The organism is Pseudomonas sp. NPDC087803 (assembly GCF_044742995.1).
GTDB lineage: Bacteria > Pseudomonadota > Gammaproteobacteria > Pseudomonadales > Pseudomonadaceae > Aquipseudomonas.
The window spans coordinates 53,001-73,453 of the sequence record NZ_JBIUVO010000018.1 but is presented as its reverse complement, the minus strand read 5'-3'; the positions used below and the strand labels follow the sequence as shown (position 1 = coordinate 73,453).

The window sequence follows — 20,453 nt, the reverse complement described above, 5'->3', positions numbered from 1 at the left end:
AATCAAACACCATACGCGAAAAACTTCCGTTTATGAAGTACAGCATCATCCAGAAGATATGAAAGCCGAAAGAGATCTACAACGACCCGGCCAACCTGTTCGTGGCGAGCTTCATCGGTTCGCCGCCGATGAACTTCATTCCGCTGCGTCTGCAGCGCAAGGACGGTCGTCTGCTGGCGCTGCTCGACAGCGGCCAGGCCCGTTGCGAGTTGCCGATGAGCATGCAGGACGCCGGTCTGGAGGATCGCGAAGTGATCCTCGGCCTGCGCCCGGAACAGATCGTTCTGGCGAGCGGCGAGGGCAATGGCCTGCCGAGCATCAAGGCCGAAGTGCAGGTCACCGAACCGACCGGTCCGGACACGCTGGTGTTCGTCAACCTGAACGAGACCAAGGTCTGCTGCCGTCTGGCACCGGACGTGGCACCGCAGGTGGGCGAGACCCTGACCCTGCAATTCGATCCGTCGAAAGTGTTGTTGTTCGATGCCAAGACTGGCGAGCGTCTGGGCGTTGCGGGCCAGGCGCAGACCGAAGCGCGGTCGGCAAATGTCGCGCAATTCAAAGGTCGGTAACAGATCAGTGTAGGAGTGAGGTTCATGTGGGAGCTGGCTTGCCAGCGATGGGGCCGGCACATCCAAAATGGATGTCGCCTGAATCACCGCCATCGCTGGCAAGCCAGCTCCCACAGGGATCGGATTCCACAGGGGAAAAGTGGTGTTCGGCCTGTCGTTCGCCGCACTTTTTATGTAAACCGCGTTGGAAAAAAACAGTTAATAACAATAAAGACGAGGATGTAGGGATGAAAAAGAAACACGTCAATGCCCGGTTGATCTGCCAAGTGTCAGCTGCGGCGGCATTGGTGCTGGCCGGCAATGCAATGGCTGCCGATGCATTCAGCTCCGATTCGAAATGGATGACCGGCGACTGGGGTGGCGAGCGGACCAAGCTGATCGAGCAGGGTATCGACATCAAGGCGGACTACGTCGGGGAAGTCGGCGGCAACCTGCACGGTGGCTACAACGACGACAAGACTGCGCGCTATGCCGACCAGTTTGGCCTGGGCGTAGCACTGGATCTGCAAAAACTCTGGGGCTGGGATAACACCCAGGCGAAGATCCAGCTGACCAACCGTAACGGCTACAACATCTCCAACGATCGCGTGGGCGATCCGCGTGCTGGCACTCTGTCGTCTTCGCAGGAAGTCTACGGTCGTGGCCACATGGTGCGTCTGACCCAGTTGTGGATTCAGCACCAGTTCTTCGACAACAAGCTCGACGTCAAGGCCGGTTACTTCGGCGAAGGCGAAGACTTCAACACCTTCCCGTGCGACTTCCAGAACCTGGCGTTCTGCGGCTCGCAGGTCGGTAACTGGGCGACGAACATCTGGTACAACTGGCCCGTCAGCCAGGCTGCGATCCGTGTGAAGTACAACATCAACGACGAGCTCTACGCGCAGATCGGTGCGTACAACCAGAACCCGTCGCAGCTGGAACACGGCAACGGCTTCAAGCTCAGCGGCAGCGGCACCGCCGGTACTGTATTGCCGGTCGAGTTGGTCTGGTCGCCGAAGGTCAACAGCCTGCCGGGCGAATACCGCGTCGGTTACTACAAGAGCACGGCTGATGCCAATGACGTCCGCGAAGACGTCAACGGTTTCGACGCAGCGACCACCGGCGACGCGTACAAGACCCACAGCAGCAAACATGGCTACTGGTTCGTCGCGCAGCAGCAACTCACCAGCCACAACGGTGATGCTTCCCGCGGTCTGAACATCGCGGCCAACGCCACGTTCCACGACAAGGACACCAACTTCATCGACAACTACCAGTCGGTGATGTTTGTCTACAAAGGCCCGTTCGACGCACGTCCGAAGGATGACGTCGGCATCGGTGCGGCGCGTATCCACGTCAACGATGATGTGAAGAAAAACGCAGAGCTGCTGAATGCTTCCAACGGTGTTTCGGATTACGACAATCCGGTGTTCTCGCCGATTCGTGAAACCGAATACAACTACGAGATCAACTACGGCTTCCACGTCACCAACTGGCTGACCGTACGTCCTAACCTGCAGTACATCACTCACCCGGGTGGTGTTGATGCAGTGGACAACGCTTTGGTCGCTGGCCTGAAAATTCAGTCTACGTTCTAACGCTGTTGCGATAAGCTCCTCTCTATGTGCGCATATTTGCGGACAGCCAAGGCTGTCCGCTTTTTTTTGCGACACTCGTATTCAAGGTTTGTGTCGTACCCATTTGTGGCGAGGGAGCTTGCTCCCGCTCGGCTGCGCAGCAGTCGTCAATCCTATGATGAGGTTTAAATGACACACCGCAGTGAATGATTTAGGGGCCGCTTCGCAGCCCAGCGGGAGCAAGCTCCCTCGCCACAAGAGCAATGTGGATTGTTGAGTACCCCCATGATTTTCAGGACCGTGGCCAATGCATGAGCATCCGCTGCAACGCTTCTTCAAATCCCTGCGCGAACGACCGGTGTTTGCCTGGGAGCGCTATCAGATGCGCGATGTTCTGGTGATCGATCATCCGCTGTGTCAGGCGGTGTTCAGTCGCCAGGGCGCGCAGTTGCTGCACTTTCAACCGCGCGGGCAGAAACCGTGGTTGTGGTGTGCGGCGAAGTGGCCGCACGTTGGCGCCATTCGTGGCGGCGTGCCGGTGTGCTGGCCGTGGTATGGCCGCCATCCAAGCGAAAATGCCTGGCCATCCCATGGCTGGGCGCGCCTGCTCGACTGGAAACTGCTCGACAGCAGCAGCGCCGAAGATGGCGTGCGCCTGCACTGGCAATTACAGTTGTGCGACTGGCAGGTCGACCTGCACGCGCACCTCGGTGAACGCATGGAATTACGCCTGAGCACCGAGCATCAGGACGACATGCCGTGCCAGTTGAGCCAGGCTTTGCACGCTTACTGGCGTATTGGTGATGTCGGTGAGATAGCGCTGTCTGGCCTCGAAGGCGCGCAAGGTTATGACCAGTTGAACCGCCAGTCCTGCCAGCAGGAAGGCGAGTTGCGCGTCGATGGCGGTTGTCAGCGGGTGTTCCAGCACGACGGCGAATTGCAACTCAAGGATCACGCCTGGCAGCGCGAGTTGTGCATCGACACCGGTGACAGCGGCGACACCGTGGTCTGGCATCCGGGCTCGCGGCCGTTGCTGGGTGTGAGCTGGGATGAAGTGACCGAGTTTGTCTGTGTCGAAGCAGCGGCGGGGGGCACCGACAGCCTGCATCTGGCGCCGGGGGAGAAGGCGCACCTGAGCTTGCAGGCGTGGGCTGCGGCCTAGATTTGTGGTGAGTCGGCTGACGCCTTCGCGAGCAAGCCCGCTCCCACAGTAGATGGCATTCCAATTGAAGGAACCCGATCACCTGTGGGAGCGGGCTTGCTCGCGAAGAGGCCGGATCAATCAGCCTAAATTCTGGATCAGTTGAACTCGTCACCCACCGGATACCGGCTCGCATTCAAGCTCTCTTTGATCTTGCGCAGATGCGGCTGGAAATCCACCCCGCGACGCAAGGTCATGCCGGTCGCCAGCACATCCAGCACGGTCAGCTGAATGATCCGCGAAGTCATCGGCATATAAATGTCGGTGTCTTCCGGCAGCGGAATGTTCAGGCTCAGGGTACTGGCCTTGGCCAGCGGCGAATTCTCGGCGGTCAGGCCCAGCACCGAAGCGCCGTTCTCCCGGGCGATGCGCGCCACCTCAACCAGCTCGCGGGTGCGGCCGGTGTAGGAAATGATCACGAACAGCTCGCCAGTGTGCGCCACCGAAGCAATCATCCGCTGCATCAGCACATCCGCATGCGCGGTGACGGCGAGGTTGAAGCGGAAGAACTTGTGCTGCGCATCCAGCGCCACCGGGGCCGAAGCGCCGAGGCCGAAGAAGTGGATCTGCCGGGCCTGAATCAACAGGTCGACGGCGCGGCTGATCAGGTTCGGATCGAGCGCCTGGCAAGCGCTGTCCAGCGAAGCGATGGCGCTGCCGAAAATCTTCTGCGTGTACGCCTCTGGATTGTCATCGGCCTCCACCGCACGGCTGACATACGCCGCGCCACTGGCCAGGCTCTGCGCCAGTTGCAGCTTGAGTTCAGGGTAGCCGCTGACACCGAACGAACGGCAGAAACGGTTGACCGTCGGCTCGCTCACCGACGCCGCCTGGGCGAGGGCGGCGATGCTGAAGCGGGTGGCCTGCTGCGGGTTGAGCAGGATCACCTCGGCGACTTTGCGTTCGGCCTTGTTCAGCTCTTCAAGGCGACTCTGGATCTGTTCCAGTAAATTTCGCACGCGGTCCATATGGAATTCCTAATTCACCTGCGCAAAGGTGCGCCGGGCTATGCAAATTGGGCCTTTGATATGGCCCGTAACGGTGGCCTATCCTACTGATGGCTCCGACCGACCACCACTCGGAATCTGTATTTTGCGAAAATGTTGTGGTTATTACTACATTTTCCCTTGAGTGATGCCTTGAAAAAAGGTATTTGTAGCTTAACTTGATAAAAGAACAAACATCATGCCTTCGATTACGGTTGAACCGTGCACCTTTGCCTTGTTCGGCGCTCTGGGCGATCTGGCCCTGCGCAAGCTGTTTCCTGCCCTTTATCACCTCGATGGCGCCGACCTGTTGCACGAAGACACGCGCATTCTCGCGCTGGCCCGTGAACCCGGTTCCGAACAGCAGCACATGGCGTTCATCGCCGCCGAATTGCGCCGTTACGTCGGCAAAGAGCTGGACGAGGCTGTGGCCGAGCGCTTTCTGGCGCGCCTGAGCTACCTGCACGTCGACTTCCTCAAGGCTGAAGACTATGTGGCGCTGGCCGAAGCCGCCGGCAGCACGCAACGCATGATTGCCTACTTCGCCACACCGGCGGCGGTGTACGGCGCGATCTGCGAGAACCTGGCGAAAGTCGGTCTGGCAGAAAACACCCGCGTGGTCCTGGAAAAGCCGATCGGCTCCGATCTGGAATCCTCGCGCAAAGTGAACGACGCCGTGGCGCAGTTCTTCCCGGAGAACCGCACCTACCGCATCGACCACTACCTGGGCAAAGAGACCGTCCAGAACCTGATCGCCCTGCGTTTCGCCAACAGCCTGTTCGAAACCCAGTGGAACCAGAATTACATCTCCCACGTGGAAATCACCGTGGCCGAGAAGGTTGGTATCGAAGGCCGTTGGGGCTACTTCGACAAGGCCGGCCAATTGCGCGACATGATCCAGAATCACCTGTTGCAGCTGCTGTGCCTGATCGCCATGGACCCGCCGGCCGACCTGTCCGCCGACAGCATCCGTGACGAAAAGGTCAAAGTGCTCAAGGCCCTGGCGCCGATCAGCCCGGAAGGCCTGACCACGCAAGTGGTGCGCGGTCAGTACATCGCCGGCCATAGCGAAGGCAAGTCCGTGCCGGGCTACCTTGAAGAACCGAATTCCAATACCCAGAGCGACACCGAAACCTTCGTCGCCCTGCGCGCCGACATCCGCAACTGGCGCTGGGCCGGCGTGCCGTTCTACCTGCGTACCGGCAAGCGCATGCCGCAGAAGCTGTCGCAGATCGTCATCCACTTCAAGGAACCGTCGCACTACATTTTCGCGCCGGAACAGCGCCTGCAGATCAGCAACAAACTGATCATCCGTCTGCAACCGGACGAAGGCATTTCCTTGCGGGTGATGACCAAGGAGCAGGGTCTGGACAAGGGCATGCAACTGCGCAGCGGGCCGCTGCAACTGAATTTCTCCGACACCTGGCGCAGCGCACGGATCCCCGATGCCTACGAGCGGTTGTTGCTGGAAGTGATGAACGGCAATCAGAACCTGTTTGTCCGTAAAGATGAAATCGAAGCCGCGTGGAAGTGGTGTGACCAGTTGATCGCCGGCTGGAAAAAATCCGGTGACGCGCCCAAGCCGTATGCGGCCGGGTCGTGGGGGCCGATGAGCTCGATTGCACTGATCACGCGGGACGGGAGGTCGTGGTATGGCGATATCTGATGTGAAACTGCCCGCGGGCGTGAATGCCCACGAATTCAAGAGCCCGGTGCTGCTGGCCGAAGGTCTGGCGCTGAATGTCGCCAAGCAGCTGAGCGATGCCATCGCTGCACGCGGCAACGCGGTGCTGGTGGTCTCTGGCGGTCGCAGCCCGGTGGCGTTTTTCCAGCACCTGGCCAAGCAGGAGCTGGACTGGTCGAAGGTCGTCGTGACCCTCGCTGACGAGCGCTGGGTGCCGGTCGAACACGCCGACAGCAACGCCGGCCTGCTCAAGCAGTACCTGCTCAAGGGCCCGGCGGCCAAGGCGCAGTTCCTCAGCCTTTACAGCGCGGCGGCCAACGTCGAGCAGGCCGCGGAACAGGCCGACCGTCTGCTCGCGGAATTGCCGCCGATTGACGTGCTGGTGCTGGGCATGGGCGATGACGGTCACACCGCGTCGTTGTTCCCCGACAGCCCGAACCTGACCGAAGCCTTGAAGATTGACGGCACTCGCCGCTGCTGGCCGATGCTGGCGCCGAGCGTGCCGCGTCAACGCCTGACCATGAGCCGCGCGCTGCTGGCTTCGGCAAAGCACAAGATTCTGTCGATTTCCGGTCAGTCGAAACTGACCACCCTGAATGCCGCACTGGCATCCGACGACGTCGCGGCCATGCCGGTACGCGCGTTTCTGCAACCTACGTTAGAGATCTACTGGTGCCCATGAGCCAAGGAACAGCCGCTATGACATCCCCATCCCCGACCGTTTCCATGGCGGACAAAGTTGCCCTGATCGACAGCCTCTGCGCCAAGGCGCGGATCCTGCCAGTGATCACCATCGCCCGTGAACAGGACGTGCTGCCATTGGCCGACGCCTTGGCCGCCGGTGGCCTGACCGCGCTGGAAGTGACCCTGCGTTCGCAGTTCGGCCTCAAGGCGATCCAGATCCTGCGTGAGCAGCGTCCGGAGCTGGTGACCGGTGCCGGTACCGTACTCGACCGCAACATGCTCGCGGCGGCCGAAGCGGCGGGTTCGCAATTCATCGTTACCCCGGGCATCACCCGTGACCTGCTCGAAGCCAGCGTCGACAGCCCGATTCCGCTGTTGCCCGGCATCAGCAACGCCTCCGGCATCATGGAAGGCTATGGCCTGGGTTATCGCCGCTTCAAGCTGTTCCCGGCGGAAGTCAGCGGCGGCGTGGCAGCGATCAAGGCCCTCGGCGGCCCGTTCGGCGAAGTGAAATTCTGCCCGACTGGCGGTGTCGGCCCGGCCAACATCAAGAGCTACATGGCGCTGAAAAACGTCATGTGCGTGGGCGGCAGCTGGATGCTCGATCCCGAGTGGATCAAGAACGGCGACTGGGCGCGCATTCAGGAATGCACCGCCGAGGCTCTGGCGCTGCTGGACTAACCTTTTTACCTGACACTTCGTTGTGTGTTCTACGGCTTTACGGTGCGCTTGGTCGGTGCACCGTTTTTTTTTGCCCAAAAAAAACCTATAGGAGCTGCCGCAGGCTGCGATCTTTAAAAAACAACATCAAAAGATCGCAGCCTGCGGCAGCGCCTACATATCATTCGTTACGCTGCGATACATAGTTACCGCACAGGCATCCGGACGTGGCGTTAACCTGCGTTCTCTTATGGAAGAGAGAACGCCTCATGGAACGAGATTCTTCAGCCCCACCGTCACAACCGATCTATCAGTTGGCCCCCGAACAGATCGCCGGGCCGTACTTTCGCAATCCCAAGCTGCTGCGCCGCAACATCAGCGAAGGGGCCGAAGGGCTGCCGTTGCTGTTGCGCCTGAGCATCGTCGACGCAATGACCGGCGCGCCGGTCAGCGGGGCGCTGGTGGATATCTGGCATTGCAATGCACGGGGCGCCTATTCCGGGTGGAGCCGGATCAATCCGGACCTTGAAGTCGACACCGACGCCATCGGCTCGATCCCGCGCACCGACGATGACACCTACCTGCGCGGCAGTCAGTTCTGCGATCACCAGGGGCGGGCGCGATTCACCACAATCTATCCGGGGTTCTATGCCGGTCGAGCGCTGCACATTAATGTGGCGGTGCGCATTGTCGCCGGTACCGAATATCTCGAGGAGCGCAGCGTGGCCTGGGTCGGTCAGCTGTATTTCCCCGAAGTGGTGTCACGCTCGGTGCTCAATGCCCGGGATTATCGCGGGCGTGCCTCGGCACCGTTGAACAACGCCGATGACAGCTACTACACCGACATGGGCGGCGAGGGCTCAACCCTGACCGTGTGGCCAATCGGCCGTGACTCTCACGAGGACGGTTTTTTCGGCCACCTGACCATCGGCATCGACACCTTCGCCGCCTCGTCGCAGATCAAGCCCGAGGACTTCGACAAATTCACTGTGTGAGCGAATTCAGCGCAGTTCGTTGAGCGCGCGGGTCAGCAACTGCATGTCATCGGCGGTGGTGGTCAGCCCCGGAGTGATGCGGATACTCGGCCCGCTCGCTGCGCCGTTACGCACCACGGTGAACAGGTTGTACTCGTTGAGCAGTCGCGCGGCCATCGTCTGTTGATCGGCGTGGCGGGTGAAGCGCATCGAGGTGATCCCGCAATACAGGCGCGGATCGTCCGGGGTCATGATCTCGATCCCCGGCAGGTGCCGCACCGCGCTGACCCACAGGTTACGCAGGTAATTGAGCCGTGCGCCTTTGGCTGCGGCGCCACCGAGTGAACGGTGTTCCTCGAACACCAGCGGCAGGGTCATCAGTGCCGGAATGTTCGGCGTGCTGTACGGCGTGCGGGCGCGGATATCGCTGGTGGGGAAATGCATTTCGCCCATGTCCGGGTCGATGTCGGCCAGGCGCTGCGGCGCTATGTACAGAAAGCCCAGGGTCAGCGGTGCGCCGATCCACTTGTGCAGGTTGAAACCGGCGAACGCGATGCCCAATGCCTCCAGGTCGAATTCGATCTGGCCGAGGGCATGAGCGCCGTCGAGGATGATGTCCACCCGGTGTGCTTTCGCCAGCGCGGCGATGGCCTGCACCGGCATCACCAGCCCGGTGCGATGGGTGACGTGGGTCAGGGCCATCAACTTGAGTTTCGGATAGCGGATAAAGGCTTCGCGGTAGGTCGCCAGCAGGCTGTCGAAACTGGCCGGGTGTGCGTGGTCGATCTCTATCACCTCGACGCCGCGGTGCCGCGCCAGCCAGCGCATGGCGCCTTTGACCGTGTCGTATTCCAGGTCACTGATCAGCACCTGATCGCCGGGTTCCAGGCGATTGTAATTGCGGATCAGCGACTGCAGCGCATCACTGGCATTGCGGGTGAAGGCCACGCTCTGCGCGCGCACGCCGATCAGCTCGGCCAGTTGCGCGCGGATGTCGAGGCTGTCGTGCTGTTCGAAACGCTGGCGCACATACACCGAGTTGCTGGTATTGATCAGCTCGATGTTGCGCTGGTAGTCCTCGATCACCGTGCGCGACATGCGCCCGAAGTAACCGTTCTCCAGGTTCAGCGGGCCGGTTTGCGTTTCGTAGCGGTCGGCGAAGGTTTGCCAGAATGCTTCGTCACGGGCGCGGCGGGTGTTGTCAGGCATGGTCGAGGCTCAAGGGAGGAGGGCGCTTCAATGGCGCGAGGCAGGTTTGCCGTGTTTGGCGCGTAGCGGTTCGAGCAGGTCCGACAGGCCGTTATGGTCGATTTCCTGCATCAGCGCCAGCAGTCCGCCGAGTTCGCCGTGGGGAAAGCCTTCGCGGGCAAACCAGTTCAGATAAGGCCCCGGCAGGTCGGCAATGATCCGGCCCTTGTACTTGCCGAAGGGCATTTCACGGGTGATCAACAGCTCAAGCTTTTCAGGATTCATCAGTGGCAATCATCTGGATTCAGAACAGTCAGGAAAATACAGGCATTCTGCATGCAGGCCAAATGACAGATCATGCAAATAACCGTGGCACAGATAGTTCAAACATATTTAACTAATTGAAATTAAAGACATTTTTATTTTCTTAAAAGCTGGCACGCACACTGCAATAACCCTTGCATCTTCAACCAATCGCAAGGAATTGAAAAATGACTGACGTTAATAAAGAAGCCATCTCTGTACTCAACGACCTGATCGAAACCTGCAAGGACGGTCAGGAAGGGTTCAAGACTTGCGCTGAAGACATCAAGCATCCAGAACTCAAAACCCTGTTCGTGACCCGTTCTGCCGATTGCGCGACTGCCGCCGCTGAACTGCAGGCTGAAGTGCGTAAACTGGGCGGTGATCCGGAAACCTCTACCAGCGTCAGCGGTGACCTGCACCGTCGCTGGGTCGACGTCAAAGCCATGTTCACCGGCAAAGACGAAGAAGCGGTGCTTAACGAAGCCGAGCGCGGTGAAGACCATGCGCTGAAGGCGTACAAAGAAGCCATCAAAAAAATCGAAGATCACGGCCTGGTCGGCATCCGTGACCTGGTTGAGCGTCAGTACCACGGCGTACAACGCAACCACGACCAAGTGAAAGCCCTGCGTAACCAGGCTCGCGCGCGTTCGTAAGCCACGCTGGGAAAACTGTGGGAGCGGGCTTGCTCGCGAATGCGGTGTGTCATGCAACGATGATGTTGCTGGCATAACCGCTTCGCGAGCAAGTCCGCTCCCACATTGGTTTTTTGTGTACCTGCTGATCAGCCGATGCTGATCGCCGGCAAGGTCGGCAACGTCACAGTCTGCTGTTTACGCGGAGCCAGAATCTCAGCTTCGCCATCCACCACCAATTCATCACGCTGATTGAATACGCGAGTGGCGATGCGCACGCGAAACTTCGGCAGCTTCTCGAGAATTTCCAGGCGTACGGTCAGGGTGTCGCCAATCTTCACCGGCTTCTGAAAACTCATCTGCTGGCCGATATAGATGGTGCCCGGCCCAGGCAGCTCGCACGCCACGGCCGCGCTGATCAGCGCACCGCTGAACATGCCGTGGGCGATGCGTTCCTTGAACATGCTGGCGGCAGCGAATTCGGCGTCCAGGTGCACCGGGTTGTGGTCGCCCGACATCGCGGCGAACAGCTGAATGTCGCGCTCTTCGACAGTCTTGCTGTAGCTGGCGGTCTGGCCGACTTCGAGGGCTTCGTAAGGGATGTTGGTAACCTGGGTCATCGGTCTTGATTCCTGTGACGGATTAAAGTGAATCCACAAAAAATTATTCGCTACGCTGCGGGCGACGATGGCTCAGGGCCTGGTCGATCCAGGCCAGCACATCGGCAACCACTTCGTCGCGATTGGTTTCATTGAACAATTCGTGCCGCGCCTGCGGGTAGATCTTCAATTGCAGGTTCTGGCTGCCGGCCGAGCGCAACGCCTCGGCCAGATCTGTCAGACGCTTGCCTTCGCTCACCGGATCACATTCACCGCCGATCACCAGCAGCGGCAGGCCCGGATCTATCTGGGCGAGATTGGACGCTTTGCTGATTTGCTGCAAGCCGCCGAGCAGGTCGATCCACAGTTGGTTGGTGCAGCGGAAGCCGCACAGCGGGTCGTTGGCATACAGATCGACCTCGACCGGGTCGCGGCTCAGCCAGTCGAACGGTGTGCGTGCCGGTTTGAATTGGTTGTTGAACGAGCCGAACGACAACCACTCGATCAGCGCACTGCGACCCTTGCCGCCCTGACGCAGTTTTTCGAAACGGGCGATCTGTCGCGCCGCGCCGTACAACGCCACTGGCTGGAAATTCGAACCGCTGAGAATTGCCCCGTGCAGGCTGGCGCTGTGATGCAGCAGGTAAGCCTGGGCGAGATAGCTGCCCATGCTGTGCCCGAGCAGGATGATCGGCACGCCGGGATGTTGCTGGCCGATGTGCTGATTGAGGCTGGCCAGATCGCCGGTCACCTTGCACCAGCCGTCGTCGTCGGCGAAATGCCCGAGCGTCCCGTGCTCGGCGGTCTTGCCATGCCCGCGCAAGTCCGGGGCGTAGACGCCGTAACCTTGTGCGCAAAACGCTTCTGCCAGCCGCTCGTAACGTGCGCTGTGTTCGGCCATGCCGTGGGCCAGCAGGATCAGCGCTTTCAGCGGCGCAGCGGGCAGCCACTGGTTGACGTAGAGGCGGCTGCGGTCACTCGCGTCCAGCCAGAAGGCGTGGTGGATCATGGCAATTCCTTTTTATCGAGCGGTTACGGCCCGCAGTCGTAGCATTGTATAGCGCGTCCGATCAGCTCACGCCACGGCAGGAAGATTCATACGATCAATGTCGCCATCGCCCATATTTGCCTCACTGGCCATAACTGCTAGTGTCCGTGAAGCTCCGCTTTTTGCTTTGTGCTTTCAAGGGCCAGCAGCGAAAGCACAGGAAAGCGGCTCCCGGATCGATTCAGGTAAAGAGGACAAGAACAATGCAACCTGATTTCTGGAATGACAAACGCCCCGCCGGCGTACCACTGGACATCGACATGGGCGAGTTCAAGTCGGTGATCGAGGTGTTTGAGCGTTCCTGCAAGAAGTTCGCGGACCGTCCGGCCTTCAGCAATATGGGCGTGACCCTGACCTACGCGGAACTCGAGCGCTACAGCGCGGCGTTCGCCGGTTACCTGCAAGCCCACACCGATCTGGTGCCGGGGGATCGCATCGCGGTGCAGATGCCCAACGTGCTGCAATATCCGATTGCCGTGTTCGGTGCCTTGCGCGCCGGGCTGATCGTGGTCAATACCAATCCGCTGTACACCGCGCGCGAAATGCGTCACCAGTTCAAGGACTCCGGTGCCCGGGCGCTGGTGTACCTGAACATGTTCGGGCAGAAGGTCCAGGAAGTGCTGCCGGACACCGACATTCAATACCTGATCGAAGCGAAGATGGGCGACCTGATGCCCACCGCCAAGGGTTGGCTGATCAATACCGTGGTCAGCAAAGTGAAGAAAATGGTCCCGGCCTATTCGCTGCCGCAGGCGATTTCGTTCAAGAGTGCGCTGCGACTGGGCCGTGGTCTGGGGATCAAGCCGCTGAAAGTCGCTCTCGACGACATCGCCGTGTTGCAATACACCGGCGGCACCACCGGCCTGGCCAAGGGCGCGATGCTGACCCACGGCAACCTCGTGGCGAACATGCAGCAAGTGCGCGCGTGTCTTGCGCAACTGGGGCCGGATGGCCAGCCACTGCTGCGCGAAGGGCAGGAGGTGATGGTGGCGCCGCTGCCGCTGTACCACATCTATGCCTTCACCGCGAATTGCATGTGCATGATGGTGTCCGGCAACCACAACGTGCTGATCACCAATCCGCGAGACATCGCAGGCTTCATCAAGGAACTGAAGAACTGGCGCTTCTCGGCGTTGCTTGGGCTGAATACGTTGTTCGTCGCGCTGATGGAGCACCCGGACTTCAAGACCCTGGATTTCTCCAGCCTCAAGCTGACCAACTCTGGCGGTACTGCGCTGGTCAAGGCCACCGCCGAGCGCTGGGAGCAGATCACCGGTTGCCGCATCACCGAAGGTTACGGCCTCACCGAGACTTCGCCGGTGGCCTGCACCAACCCGTATGGCGACCAGTCGCGTCTGGGCACGGTCGGCCTGCCGGTGCCGGGGACGCTGTTGAAAGTCATCAATGACGAGGGTGTCGAGCAGCCGATGGGCGAGCGTGGCGAGCTGTGCATCAAAGGCCCGCAGATCATGAAAGGCTACTGGCACAAACCCGAAGCCACCGCCGAAGTGCTGGACGCCGAGGGCTGGTTCAAGTCCGGTGACATCGCGGTGATCGACTCGGACGGCTTCGTGCGTATCGTCGACCGCAAGAAGGACATGATCATCGTCTCCGGTTTCAACGTGTACCCCAACGAGATCGAGGACGTGGTGATGGCTCACCCGAAAGTCGCCAACTGCGCGGTGATCGGTGTGCCGGACGAGCGCTCGGGCGAGGCGGTGAAACTGTTCGTGGTGGCGCGGGAAACCGGGGTCAGCCTCGAGGAGCTGAAGGCGTACTGCAAAGAGAATTTCACCGCTTACAAAGTGCCGAAACACATCGTGCTGCGTGAGTCGTTGCCGATGACGCCGGTCGGGAAGATTCTGCGGCGGGAGCTGCGCGATATCGCCTGATCGTTGAATGGCCGCGCGTTGCGCGGATCGCGGGCAAGCCACGCTCCCACAGGGATCTCCATCAACCTTGTGGGAGCGGGCTTGCCCGCGATGCTTTTTGGGCGGTGAAGCCCCGCAAAACCGGGGCTTTAAGGCTGGTATAGGATTTTTGCTCTAAAATGACTGTTAGAAAGTCTTGAGTCATTAAAGTGACCATGGAGGCCGCTTTTGGCTCTAGTCGGCCCTCGGCAAAGCTGCTACTCTCGGCGCGCTTTGTGACTTCTCGGCCTGTAGAAAAGCCAGATTCACCAATACAAAACACACACCAATAATAATCGCATCAAATGCGGTGAAGAATTCGCGTTGCTGAGGAGTGGGCTTCCATGATCGAAGACTTTTGGAAGGATAAATACCCGGCTGGAATTGCTGCCGACATCAATCCAGACGAGTACCCGAATATTCAGGCAGTGTTGAAGCAATCCTGCCAACGCTTCGCCAACAAGCCGGCTTTCAGCAACCTGGGCAAGACAATCACCTACGGTGAACTGTACGAATTGTCCGGTGCGTTTGCCGCGTATCTGCAACAGCATACCGACTTGCAGCCCGGTGATCGAATCGCCGTGCAACTGCCCAATGTTCTGCAGTACCCGGTCGCCGTCTTCGGTGCGATCCGCGCCGGGCTGATCGTGGTCAACACCAACCCGCTGTACACCGCACGGGAAATGGAACACCAATTCAACGACTCCGGCGCCAAGGCCTTGGTGTGCCTGGCCAACATGGCGCACCTGGCGGAAGCCGTGGTGCCGAAAACCGGCGTCAAACACGTCATCGTCACTGAAGTCGCCGACCTGCTGCCGCCGGTCAAGCGCCTGCTGATCAACAGCGTGATCAAGTACGTGAAGAAGATGGTGCCGGCCTATCACCTGCCCAAAGCCGTCAAGTTCAACGACGTGCTGAGCAAGGGCCAGGGTCAGCCGGTGGCCGAAGCCAATCCGCACAGCAGCGATGTCGCGGTGCTGCAATACACCGGCGGCACCACCGGCGTGGCCAAGGGCGCGATGCTCACCCATCGCAACCTCGTCGCCAACATGCTGCAGTGCAAGGCGCTGATGGGCTCCAACCTCAATGAAGGTTGCGAGATCCTGATCACCCCGCTGCCGCTGTACCACATCTATGCGTTCACCTTTCATTGCATGGCGATGATGCTGATCGGCAACCACAACATCCTGATCAGTAATCCGCGCGACTTGCCGGCGATGGTCAAGGAACTGTCGAAGTGGAAGTTCAGCGGTTTCGTCGGCCTCAACACGCTGTTCGTCGCGCTGTGCAACAACGAAGGTTTCCGCAAGCTGGATTTCTCCAACCTGAAAGTCACCCTGTCCGGCGGCATGGCCCTGCAACTGGCCGCGGCCGAGCGCTGGAAAGCGGTGACCGGTTGCTCGATCTGCGAAGGTTACGGCATGACCGAAACCAGCCCGGTGGCCACGGTCAACCCGATCCAGAACATCCAGATCGGCACCATCGGCATTCCGGTGCCGTCGACCCTGTGCAAAGTCATCGACGATGCCGGTGTCGAGCAGCCAATGGGCGAAATCGGCGAGCTGTGCGTCAAGGGCCCGCAAGTGATGAAGGGTTACTGGCAGCGTCAGGAAGCCACCGACGAAATCCTCGACAGCGAAGGCTGGCTGAAGACCGGTGACATCGCGCTGATCCAGCCGGATGGCTACATGCGCATTGTCGATCGCAAGAAAGACATGATCCTGGTCTCCGGTTTCAATGTTTACCCGAACGAGCTGGAAGACGTGCTGGCGACCCTGCCGGGTGTGTTGCAGTGTGCGGCCATCGGCGTGCCGGACGAGAAGTCGGGCGAAGCGATCAAGATTTTCATCGTGGCGAAGCCGGGCGTGACCCTGACTAAGGAAACCGTCATGGACCACATGCGCGCCAACGTCACCGGGTACAAGGTGCCGCGTTCGGTGGAGTTCCGCGATGCACTGCCGACCACCAACGTCGGCAAGATCCTGCGTCGCGAGCTGCGCGACGAAGAGCTGAAGAAGATCAAGGCGAAGAACGCCGCGTAAAACAAAAAGCCCCGCAGATGCGGGGCTTTTTATTGGAGTAGGTGGTGGATTTGTAGTGACTGTGATGCCGCCTTCGCGAGCAAGCCCGCTCCCACATTAATCCGCGTTCCTCCAGTTGGAATACAGTCAAATGTGGGAGCGGGCTTGCTCGCGAAGCTTTTCGGTTACTGGCGGAACGGCGCGAAATTCACGTTGGTCCCCGTCGGGCGCATGTCCTGCAGGTACGAATCCTTGTCCGCACTCAATTCCAGGCTCAGCGCGGCTTTGCGCTTGCCTTCGTTGCGAATCACCAGGCCTTCGAGCTTTTCCCGCAAAAACACTGTCGGCACTTTCAGGTGCAGCAGTTCGTCGGTGGCCGGGGTGTGCATCAGCAGGTGAATCCACTCGTACTGACCGACGGCCAGGCGCGTCACCGGCAGGTCGAACCACCAGATGTTGCGGTTGCGGTTCAGTTCGGCGAAGTGGCAGTTGTTGGTGCCGAGCACAGCGCCGCCCAGTTCCTGGTTACGACGGGCAATGGCCTGCTTTTTATCGAGTTTCATAACATTCCTGCGGGATCTGATCGTTGGCGCTCGGCGCCCATAGGTGCGCATTCTCGGGGCTTGCGGGGCAAACATAAAGCCCAACCTGCATTGCACGACGAAATGAAGGGCAAAAATAAATGAAACTCGTGGCAAACCTGTCCGGTCAATCATTACGTACTGACTTTTCCCCCTAATTGCACCAAGGAGAAACACCATGAGTAGCACAGGCGATAAAGTAAAAGGCATGGCCAACGAAGCTGTCGGTAACGTCAAGCAAGGCGTCGGTAAAGCTACCGACAACACCAAGCTGCAGGCCGAGGGTAAGGTTCAAGAGAAAAAAGGCGAAGCTCAACAAGCCGTGGGCAAAGCCAAAGACGCAGTGAAGAAGACCGTCGACAAGGCGTAATCCAGCCTTGAACGAAACACACGAGCGGCCATCCAGGGATGGCCGTTCTTGTGTCAAAAGCTTGCGCGAGCCGCCAAGGGTCGCCAAGTAGGCTACCGTGATGTAAAAAACCGCCCCTGAGTCGCCACGACTTCAACCTGTAATGCGGCGAAAGGAGACGCGAATGATTTTTCCAGACATGAAAGGTCTGCCACTGCACCGGGTGATGGTGCGCACGGTCACTGAATTCGTCGACGACGAGATGTCGACCTACGCCTCGGCACTGGCCTACCAGATGCTGTTCTCGCTGTTCCCGTTCATTCTGTTTCTGATTGCCCTGATCGGTTTCCTGCACCTGCCGGACTTCTTTACCTGGCTGCGCCTGCAATCGGAACTGGTGTTGCCGCCGCAGGCGCTGGAGCAGGTCAACCCGGTGATCGACCAGTTGCAGCAGTCCAAGGGCGGCCTGCTCTCGGTCGGTATCGTCATCGCCCTGTACACCGCCTCTGCCGGCGTACGGCTGATGATGAGCGCGATGAATGCCGCTTACGACGTGGTCGAGGGCCGGCCGATCTGGAAGCGTTTTCCGCTGTCGGTGTTCTACACCGTCGGCATTGCCGGCATGTTGCTGGTGGCGGCCGCGCTGATGGTGCTCGGGCCGCAAGTGATGGGCTGGATTGCCGCGCAGGTGGGCCTGGAAGATTTCATTGTCACCGTGTGGACGATTGCGCGCTGGCCGGTGATCGTGATTCTGATGATGGTCGCCGTGGCCCTGATCTACTACGTGATGCCCGACGTCAAACAGGAATTCCGCTTCATCACCCCAGGCTCGGTACTGGCGGTGGTGGTGTGGATCGTGGCCTCGTTGGGGTTCGCGTTCTACGTCAAAACCTTCGCCAACTACAACGCGATGTATGGCAGCATCGGGGCGATCATTGTGCTGTTGCTGTATTTCTATATTTCCGCCGCCGTGCTGTTGCTCGGTGCCGAGATGAATGCGGTGATCGAACACATGTCCAGCGAGGGCAAGGACGAGGGCGAGAAAGTCCCCGGCGAGCTCGATGAACATCCCAAACAACACGTTTCAGGGCTTGGGCGCGACCAGTCGTTGAAACCGAATACTGACGAAGTCTGACCATGATCCGTGAAATTCTGAAAATGGGCGATGAACGCCTGCTGCGCATTGCTCCACCGGTGCCGCCGGAAATGTTCGACAGCCCCGAGCTGTGGCAACTGATCGACGACATGTTTCAGACCATGGAAAGTGTCGGTGGCGTCGGCCTCGCGGCGCCGCAGATCGGCGTTGACCTGCAACTGGTGATTTTCGGTTTCGAGCACAGCGAACGCTACCCGGACGCCGAAGCGGTGCCGCAGACGATCCTGATCAATCCGCTGATCACCCCGTTGAATACGCTGACCGAAGAGGGCTTCGAAGGCTGCCTGTCGGTGCCCGGCCTGCGCGGCGCGGTGGATCGTTATCAGCAGATTCGCTACGAAGGCTTTGATCCCAAGGGCGAGCCGATCGTGCGCGTGGCCTCGGGCTTTCATGCGCGGGTGGTGCAGCACGAGTGCGATCACCTGATCGGCCGGTTGTATCCGTCGCGTATTACTGATTTCAGCAAGTTCGGGTTTACCGAAGTGATGTTTCCGGATCTCGATCCCACAGCTGACGACTGATGAGAGTCAAACGCAATTCTCCCCTGTAGGAGTGAGCCTGCTCGCGATAGCGGTTCGTCAGTCACATTTCCATGACTGACACACCGTAATCGCGAGCAGGCTCACTCCTACAATTAGTCACTATCGTGTCAGCCCCATCGCAATCATCGGCTTGCTCCGCGCATACCGGCTCAAGCGCTCGGCCAGTGCGTAGGGCAGGGCAGGATAGACACTGAAGCCGCGCCGCTCGTAAAACCCACGCAAGTCCGGATGACAGAACAGCCACACCGGCTCCTGCAAATCCTTCACCGCCGCCGCGATCAACTGCCCGGCGATCCCTTGCTCCCGGCAACCCGGATCAACAAACAACCCGGTCAGCCAGTGACCGCCCGCCACCGGCCGCAGGCACAGCGCGGCGACGATGTCCTCGCGACGGGCCACCCACAACTGCGCATCGCGCACCGCCTTCATCGACGATTGGTGGCGGCGGTAAAACTTGTTCATCAACGGCCACAAAGGCTCGTCGAGCAGGACATACTGGGTATCGGGCATGGGATCGGACTGGCGGCGGGCAAAGCGCCGATTATAAAAGAACGCGCGCCGCGCGATAGGTGTATACCTGAGCCTACATCCCTGTGAGTGGAGTACGCATCATGTCCAAAGGTATGGATTCAAAGAAAGCCGCGAAGAAGAAACCGGCCAAGACCGCCATTGAAAAGCGTGCGGAGAAGAAGGCCAAGAAAGTCGATATTTTCGGTCATTGATCACGTCCTTCGGGAGCCCGTCCCTCGGGCTCCCGTTTCAGTGCAAAAATAATCTGCAAGATTGCTCGGCTTCGTTGCACAGAAGGGGAAGTTTCCCGTTCCGAGCCACGCCATGCCGAACTACTTCGACGCCGACCATCGCCAGCAGATTGCAACCCTGCGCCAGCGTTTCACCGCCCGCACCGAGTGGCCGACGTGGCTGCTGCTGATCGGCGTGTATGGCGGCTGGTTCGCGATCATCCTCAATAGCGCCTGGCTGGGTCGCGGCTTGAGCACCTTGTTGCTGATTCCGCTGCTGGTGCTGTGGCTGTCGGTGCAGCATGAATTGCTGCATGGGCATCCGACGCGCTCGGTGCTTTTCAATAAAATCCTCGGCTACGCACCCTTTGCAGTGTGGTACCCGTACACCTTGTATCGCGACAGCCATCTGCTGCATCACCGTGATGAAGACCTGACCGTGCCCGGTATAGATCCGGAAAGCCGCTATCTGACGGCCGCGCGCTGGCAGGGCAGTTCCTTGTTCGAACGCTGCCTGCACTGGCTGAACAAAACCGTGCTCGGTCGTTTCGCACTTGGCGCGCCGCTGGCGTTGCTGGCGCTGGCCGTCGAAGAGCTGCAACGTCTGAAAAAACGCGAGCGCCAGGCCTGGCTGATGTGGCTGAGCCACGGTGCGTGCACCCTGTTGATGCTGTGGTTCATCGCCCGCTACAGCGTGCTGCCGGTCTGGCATTACCTGATGCTGATCAGCGTACCTGCACTGTCGATCGCGATGATCCGCTCCTACTATGAACACCGCCCGCATGCACAACCGGAGCAGCGCACCGTGCTCAACGAGGCGGGCTGGCCGTGGCGCTGGCTGTTTCTGAATCTGAATTTTCACCTGGTGCATCACGACCTGCCGGGGCTGGCGTGGTACGACTTGCCTCAGGCCTACCGCATGCGCCGCGAGCAGTGGGTGGCGCGCAGTGGCGGGTTTCTGGTGCAGGGGTATGGGCAGTTGTGGCGGCAGCACGGGTGCAGACCGATCGACAGTCCGCAGCATCCTTTCCACTAATCTCAAGAACACCACAAAAACCCTGTGGGAG

General features: G+C 59.7%; 20 protein-coding genes and 1 pseudogene. 14 read left to right on the top strand and 7 right to left on the bottom strand.

What is annotated here, in order from left to right:
• The 3 genes and pseudogenes from ACIOUG_RS12875 to ACIOUG_RS12865 form a co-directional block, all read left to right on the top strand.
• Positions 1-569, top strand: a pseudogene (locus ACIOUG_RS12875) (TOBE domain-containing protein); the annotation flags it as partial.
• Between the two features lie 227 nt (positions 570-796).
• A complete protein-coding gene (locus ACIOUG_RS12870) occupies positions 797-2,146 on the top strand; it encodes a carbohydrate porin (RefSeq protein WP_401065938.1) in 1,350 nt (449 codons plus the stop codon).
• Positions 2,147-2,432: 286 nt separating this feature from the next.
• On the top strand, positions 2,433-3,287 hold the full coding sequence (locus ACIOUG_RS12865; RefSeq protein WP_401065936.1) for a D-hexose-6-phosphate mutarotase: 855 nt from the start codon (positions 2,433-2,435) through the stop codon (positions 3,285-3,287).
• Positions 3,288-3,424: 137 nt separating this feature from the next.
• On the opposite strand, the gene ACIOUG_RS12860 is transcribed toward ACIOUG_RS12865, so the two are convergent.
• Complete coding sequence (locus ACIOUG_RS12860) at positions 3,425-4,285, bottom strand: MurR/RpiR family transcriptional regulator (protein WP_169842436.1); 861 nt, start codon at positions 4,283-4,285, stop codon at positions 3,425-3,427.
• Between the two features lie 226 nt (positions 4,286-4,511).
• Here ACIOUG_RS12860 and zwf point away from each other — a divergent pair, with 226 nt between their 5' ends.
• From zwf to ACIOUG_RS12840, 4 genes are all read left to right on the top strand, one after another.
• A complete protein-coding gene (gene zwf, locus ACIOUG_RS12855; RefSeq protein ID WP_401065934.1) occupies positions 4,512-5,978 on the top strand; it encodes a glucose-6-phosphate dehydrogenase in 1,467 nt (488 codons plus the stop codon).
• On the top strand, positions 5,965-6,678 hold the full coding sequence (pgl, locus tag ACIOUG_RS12850; protein ID WP_401065931.1) for a 6-phosphogluconolactonase: 714 nt from the start codon (positions 5,965-5,967) through the stop codon (positions 6,676-6,678). Before zwf ends, pgl begins: the two co-directional genes overlap by 14 nt.
• A 17-nt stretch (positions 6,679-6,695) precedes the next feature.
• Entirely contained in the window at positions 6,696-7,361 is a 666-nt protein-coding gene (locus ACIOUG_RS12845) for a bifunctional 4-hydroxy-2-oxoglutarate aldolase/2-dehydro-3-deoxy-phosphogluconate aldolase (RefSeq protein ID WP_401065929.1), read from the top strand.
• A gap of 248 nt (positions 7,362-7,609) precedes the next feature.
• Positions 7,610-8,335, top strand: a complete 726-nt coding sequence (locus tag ACIOUG_RS12840) for an intradiol ring-cleavage dioxygenase (protein WP_401065926.1) — start codon at positions 7,610-7,612, stop codon at positions 8,333-8,335.
• Positions 8,336-8,341: 6 nt separating this feature from the next.
• Here ACIOUG_RS12840 and ACIOUG_RS12835 read toward each other — a convergent pair whose 3' ends face one another.
• Both ACIOUG_RS12835 and ACIOUG_RS12830 read right to left on the bottom strand, forming a co-directional pair.
• Positions 8,342-9,523, bottom strand: a complete 1,182-nt coding sequence (locus ACIOUG_RS12835; protein WP_401065924.1) for an aminotransferase class V-fold PLP-dependent enzyme — start codon at positions 9,521-9,523, stop codon at positions 8,342-8,344.
• 27 nt (positions 9,524-9,550) lie between these two features.
• Positions 9,551-9,787 carry a DUF3820 family protein gene (locus ACIOUG_RS12830; RefSeq protein ID WP_401065921.1) on the bottom strand — a complete coding sequence of 79 codons (237 nt, stop codon included), beginning with the start codon at positions 9,785-9,787 and terminating at the stop codon, positions 9,551-9,553.
• Between the two features lie 206 nt (positions 9,788-9,993).
• Between ACIOUG_RS12830 and ACIOUG_RS12825 the strand changes: the two genes are divergently transcribed.
• Positions 9,994-10,461, top strand: coding sequence for a PA2169 family four-helix-bundle protein (locus ACIOUG_RS12825; RefSeq protein WP_401065918.1), 468 nt, complete (start codon positions 9,994-9,996; stop codon positions 10,459-10,461).
• Positions 10,462-10,589: 128 nt separating this feature from the next.
• Here the strand turns inward: ACIOUG_RS12825 and ACIOUG_RS12820 are convergent, their stop codons facing one another.
• Entirely contained in the window at positions 10,590-11,060 is a 471-nt protein-coding gene (locus ACIOUG_RS12820; RefSeq protein ID WP_003227420.1) for a MaoC family dehydratase, read from the bottom strand.
• Positions 11,061-11,103: 43 nt separating this feature from the next.
• Positions 11,104-12,048: a lysophospholipase gene (locus ACIOUG_RS12815; protein ID WP_401065916.1), complete on the bottom strand. Its 945-nt coding sequence runs from the start codon at positions 12,046-12,048 to the stop codon at positions 11,104-11,106.
• A 242-nt stretch (positions 12,049-12,290) separates the two neighbouring features.
• On the opposite strand from ACIOUG_RS12815, the gene fadD2 reads away from it, so the two are divergent.
• Positions 12,291-13,979: a long-chain-fatty-acid--CoA ligase FadD2 gene (gene fadD2 / locus ACIOUG_RS12810; protein ID WP_401065913.1), complete on the top strand. Its 1,689-nt coding sequence runs from the start codon at positions 12,291-12,293 to the stop codon at positions 13,977-13,979.
• A 362-nt stretch (positions 13,980-14,341) separates the two neighbouring features.
• Positions 14,342-16,039 (top strand): long-chain-fatty-acid--CoA ligase FadD1, encoded by a 1,698-nt coding sequence (gene fadD1 / locus ACIOUG_RS12805; protein ID WP_401065910.1) that lies wholly within the window; start codon positions 14,342-14,344, stop codon positions 16,037-16,039.
• A gap of 164 nt (positions 16,040-16,203) precedes the next feature.
• Here fadD1 and ACIOUG_RS12800 read toward each other — a convergent pair whose 3' ends face one another.
• The gene (locus tag ACIOUG_RS12800) at positions 16,204-16,581 is read right to left on the bottom strand and encodes a hypothetical protein (RefSeq protein WP_115984244.1); all 378 of its coding nucleotides are present in this window, start codon (positions 16,579-16,581) and stop codon (positions 16,204-16,206) included.
• A gap of 196 nt (positions 16,582-16,777) precedes the next feature.
• On the opposite strand from ACIOUG_RS12800, the gene ACIOUG_RS12795 reads away from it, so the two are divergent.
• The 3 genes from ACIOUG_RS12795 to def all read left to right on the top strand — a co-directional run bounded on the left by ACIOUG_RS12795 (position 16,778) and on the right by def (position 18,625).
• Positions 16,778-16,969: a CsbD family protein gene (locus ACIOUG_RS12795; protein WP_305439384.1), complete on the top strand. Its 192-nt coding sequence runs from the start codon at positions 16,778-16,780 to the stop codon at positions 16,967-16,969.
• Between the two features lie 163 nt (positions 16,970-17,132).
• Positions 17,133-18,083, top strand: a complete 951-nt coding sequence (locus ACIOUG_RS12790; protein WP_401065906.1) for a YihY/virulence factor BrkB family protein — start codon at positions 17,133-17,135, stop codon at positions 18,081-18,083.
• A gap of 2 nt (positions 18,084-18,085) precedes the next feature.
• Complete coding sequence (gene def / locus ACIOUG_RS12785; RefSeq protein ID WP_262142130.1) at positions 18,086-18,625, top strand: peptide deformylase; 540 nt, start codon at positions 18,086-18,088, stop codon at positions 18,623-18,625.
• 120 nt (positions 18,626-18,745) lie between these two features.
• Here the strand turns inward: def and ACIOUG_RS12780 are convergent, their stop codons facing one another.
• Positions 18,746-19,156 carry a GNAT family N-acetyltransferase gene (locus ACIOUG_RS12780; protein ID WP_401065903.1) on the bottom strand — a complete coding sequence of 137 codons (411 nt, stop codon included), beginning with the start codon at positions 19,154-19,156 and terminating at the stop codon, positions 18,746-18,748.
• Between the two features lie 324 nt (positions 19,157-19,480).
• Here ACIOUG_RS12780 and ACIOUG_RS12775 point away from each other — a divergent pair, with 324 nt between their 5' ends.
• Positions 19,481-20,422 (top strand): fatty acid desaturase, encoded by a 942-nt coding sequence (locus ACIOUG_RS12775; RefSeq protein ID WP_401065900.1) that lies wholly within the window; start codon positions 19,481-19,483, stop codon positions 20,420-20,422.
• The last annotated feature ends 31 nt before the right edge of the window (positions 20,423-20,453 follow it).

What these genes read in the sequence shown, in the direction of transcription:
- ACIOUG_RS12870 (WP_401065938.1), top strand. Translation starts at nt 797, where the DNA reads ATGAAAAAGAAACACGTCAATGCCCGGTTGATCTGCCAAGTGTCAGCT.
- pgl (WP_401065931.1), top strand. Translation starts at nt 5,965, where the DNA reads ATGGCGATATCTGATGTGAAACTGCCCGCGGGCGTGAATGCCCACGAA.
- ACIOUG_RS12795 (WP_305439384.1), top strand. Translation starts at nt 16,778, where the DNA reads ATGAGTAGCACAGGCGATAAAGTAAAAGGCATGGCCAACGAAGCTGTC.
- ACIOUG_RS12865 (WP_401065936.1), top strand. Translation starts at nt 2,433, where the DNA reads ATGCATGAGCATCCGCTGCAACGCTTCTTCAAATCCCTGCGCGAACGA.
- def (WP_262142130.1), top strand. Translation starts at nt 18,086, where the DNA reads ATGATCCGTGAAATTCTGAAAATGGGCGATGAACGCCTGCTGCGCATT.
- ACIOUG_RS12835 (WP_401065924.1), bottom strand. Translation starts at nt 9,523, where the DNA reads ATGCCTGACAACACCCGCCGCGCCCGTGACGAAGCATTCTGGCAAACC.
- ACIOUG_RS12775 (WP_401065900.1), top strand. Translation starts at nt 19,481, where the DNA reads ATGCCGAACTACTTCGACGCCGACCATCGCCAGCAGATTGCAACCCTG.
- ACIOUG_RS12825 (WP_401065918.1), top strand. Translation starts at nt 9,994, where the DNA reads ATGACTGACGTTAATAAAGAAGCCATCTCTGTACTCAACGACCTGATC.
- ACIOUG_RS12820 (WP_003227420.1), bottom strand. Translation starts at nt 11,060, where the DNA reads ATGACCCAGGTTACCAACATCCCTTACGAAGCCCTCGAAGTCGGCCAG.
- ACIOUG_RS12815 (WP_401065916.1), bottom strand. Translation starts at nt 12,048, where the DNA reads ATGATCCACCACGCCTTCTGGCTGGACGCGAGTGACCGCAGCCGCCTC.
- ACIOUG_RS12790 (WP_401065906.1), top strand. Translation starts at nt 17,133, where the DNA reads ATGATTTTTCCAGACATGAAAGGTCTGCCACTGCACCGGGTGATGGTG.
- ACIOUG_RS12830 (WP_401065921.1), bottom strand. Translation starts at nt 9,787, where the DNA reads ATGAATCCTGAAAAGCTTGAGCTGTTGATCACCCGTGAAATGCCCTTC.
- fadD2 (WP_401065913.1), top strand. Translation starts at nt 12,291, where the DNA reads ATGCAACCTGATTTCTGGAATGACAAACGCCCCGCCGGCGTACCACTG.
- zwf (WP_401065934.1), top strand. Translation starts at nt 4,512, where the DNA reads ATGCCTTCGATTACGGTTGAACCGTGCACCTTTGCCTTGTTCGGCGCT.
- ACIOUG_RS12780 (WP_401065903.1), bottom strand. Translation starts at nt 19,156, where the DNA reads ATGCCCGATACCCAGTATGTCCTGCTCGACGAGCCTTTGTGGCCGTTG.
- ACIOUG_RS12840 (WP_401065926.1), top strand. Translation starts at nt 7,610, where the DNA reads ATGGAACGAGATTCTTCAGCCCCACCGTCACAACCGATCTATCAGTTG.
- ACIOUG_RS12800 (WP_115984244.1), bottom strand. Translation starts at nt 16,581, where the DNA reads ATGAAACTCGATAAAAAGCAGGCCATTGCCCGTCGTAACCAGGAACTG.
- fadD1 (WP_401065910.1), top strand. Translation starts at nt 14,342, where the DNA reads ATGATCGAAGACTTTTGGAAGGATAAATACCCGGCTGGAATTGCTGCC.
- ACIOUG_RS12845 (WP_401065929.1), top strand. Translation starts at nt 6,696, where the DNA reads ATGACATCCCCATCCCCGACCGTTTCCATGGCGGACAAAGTTGCCCTG.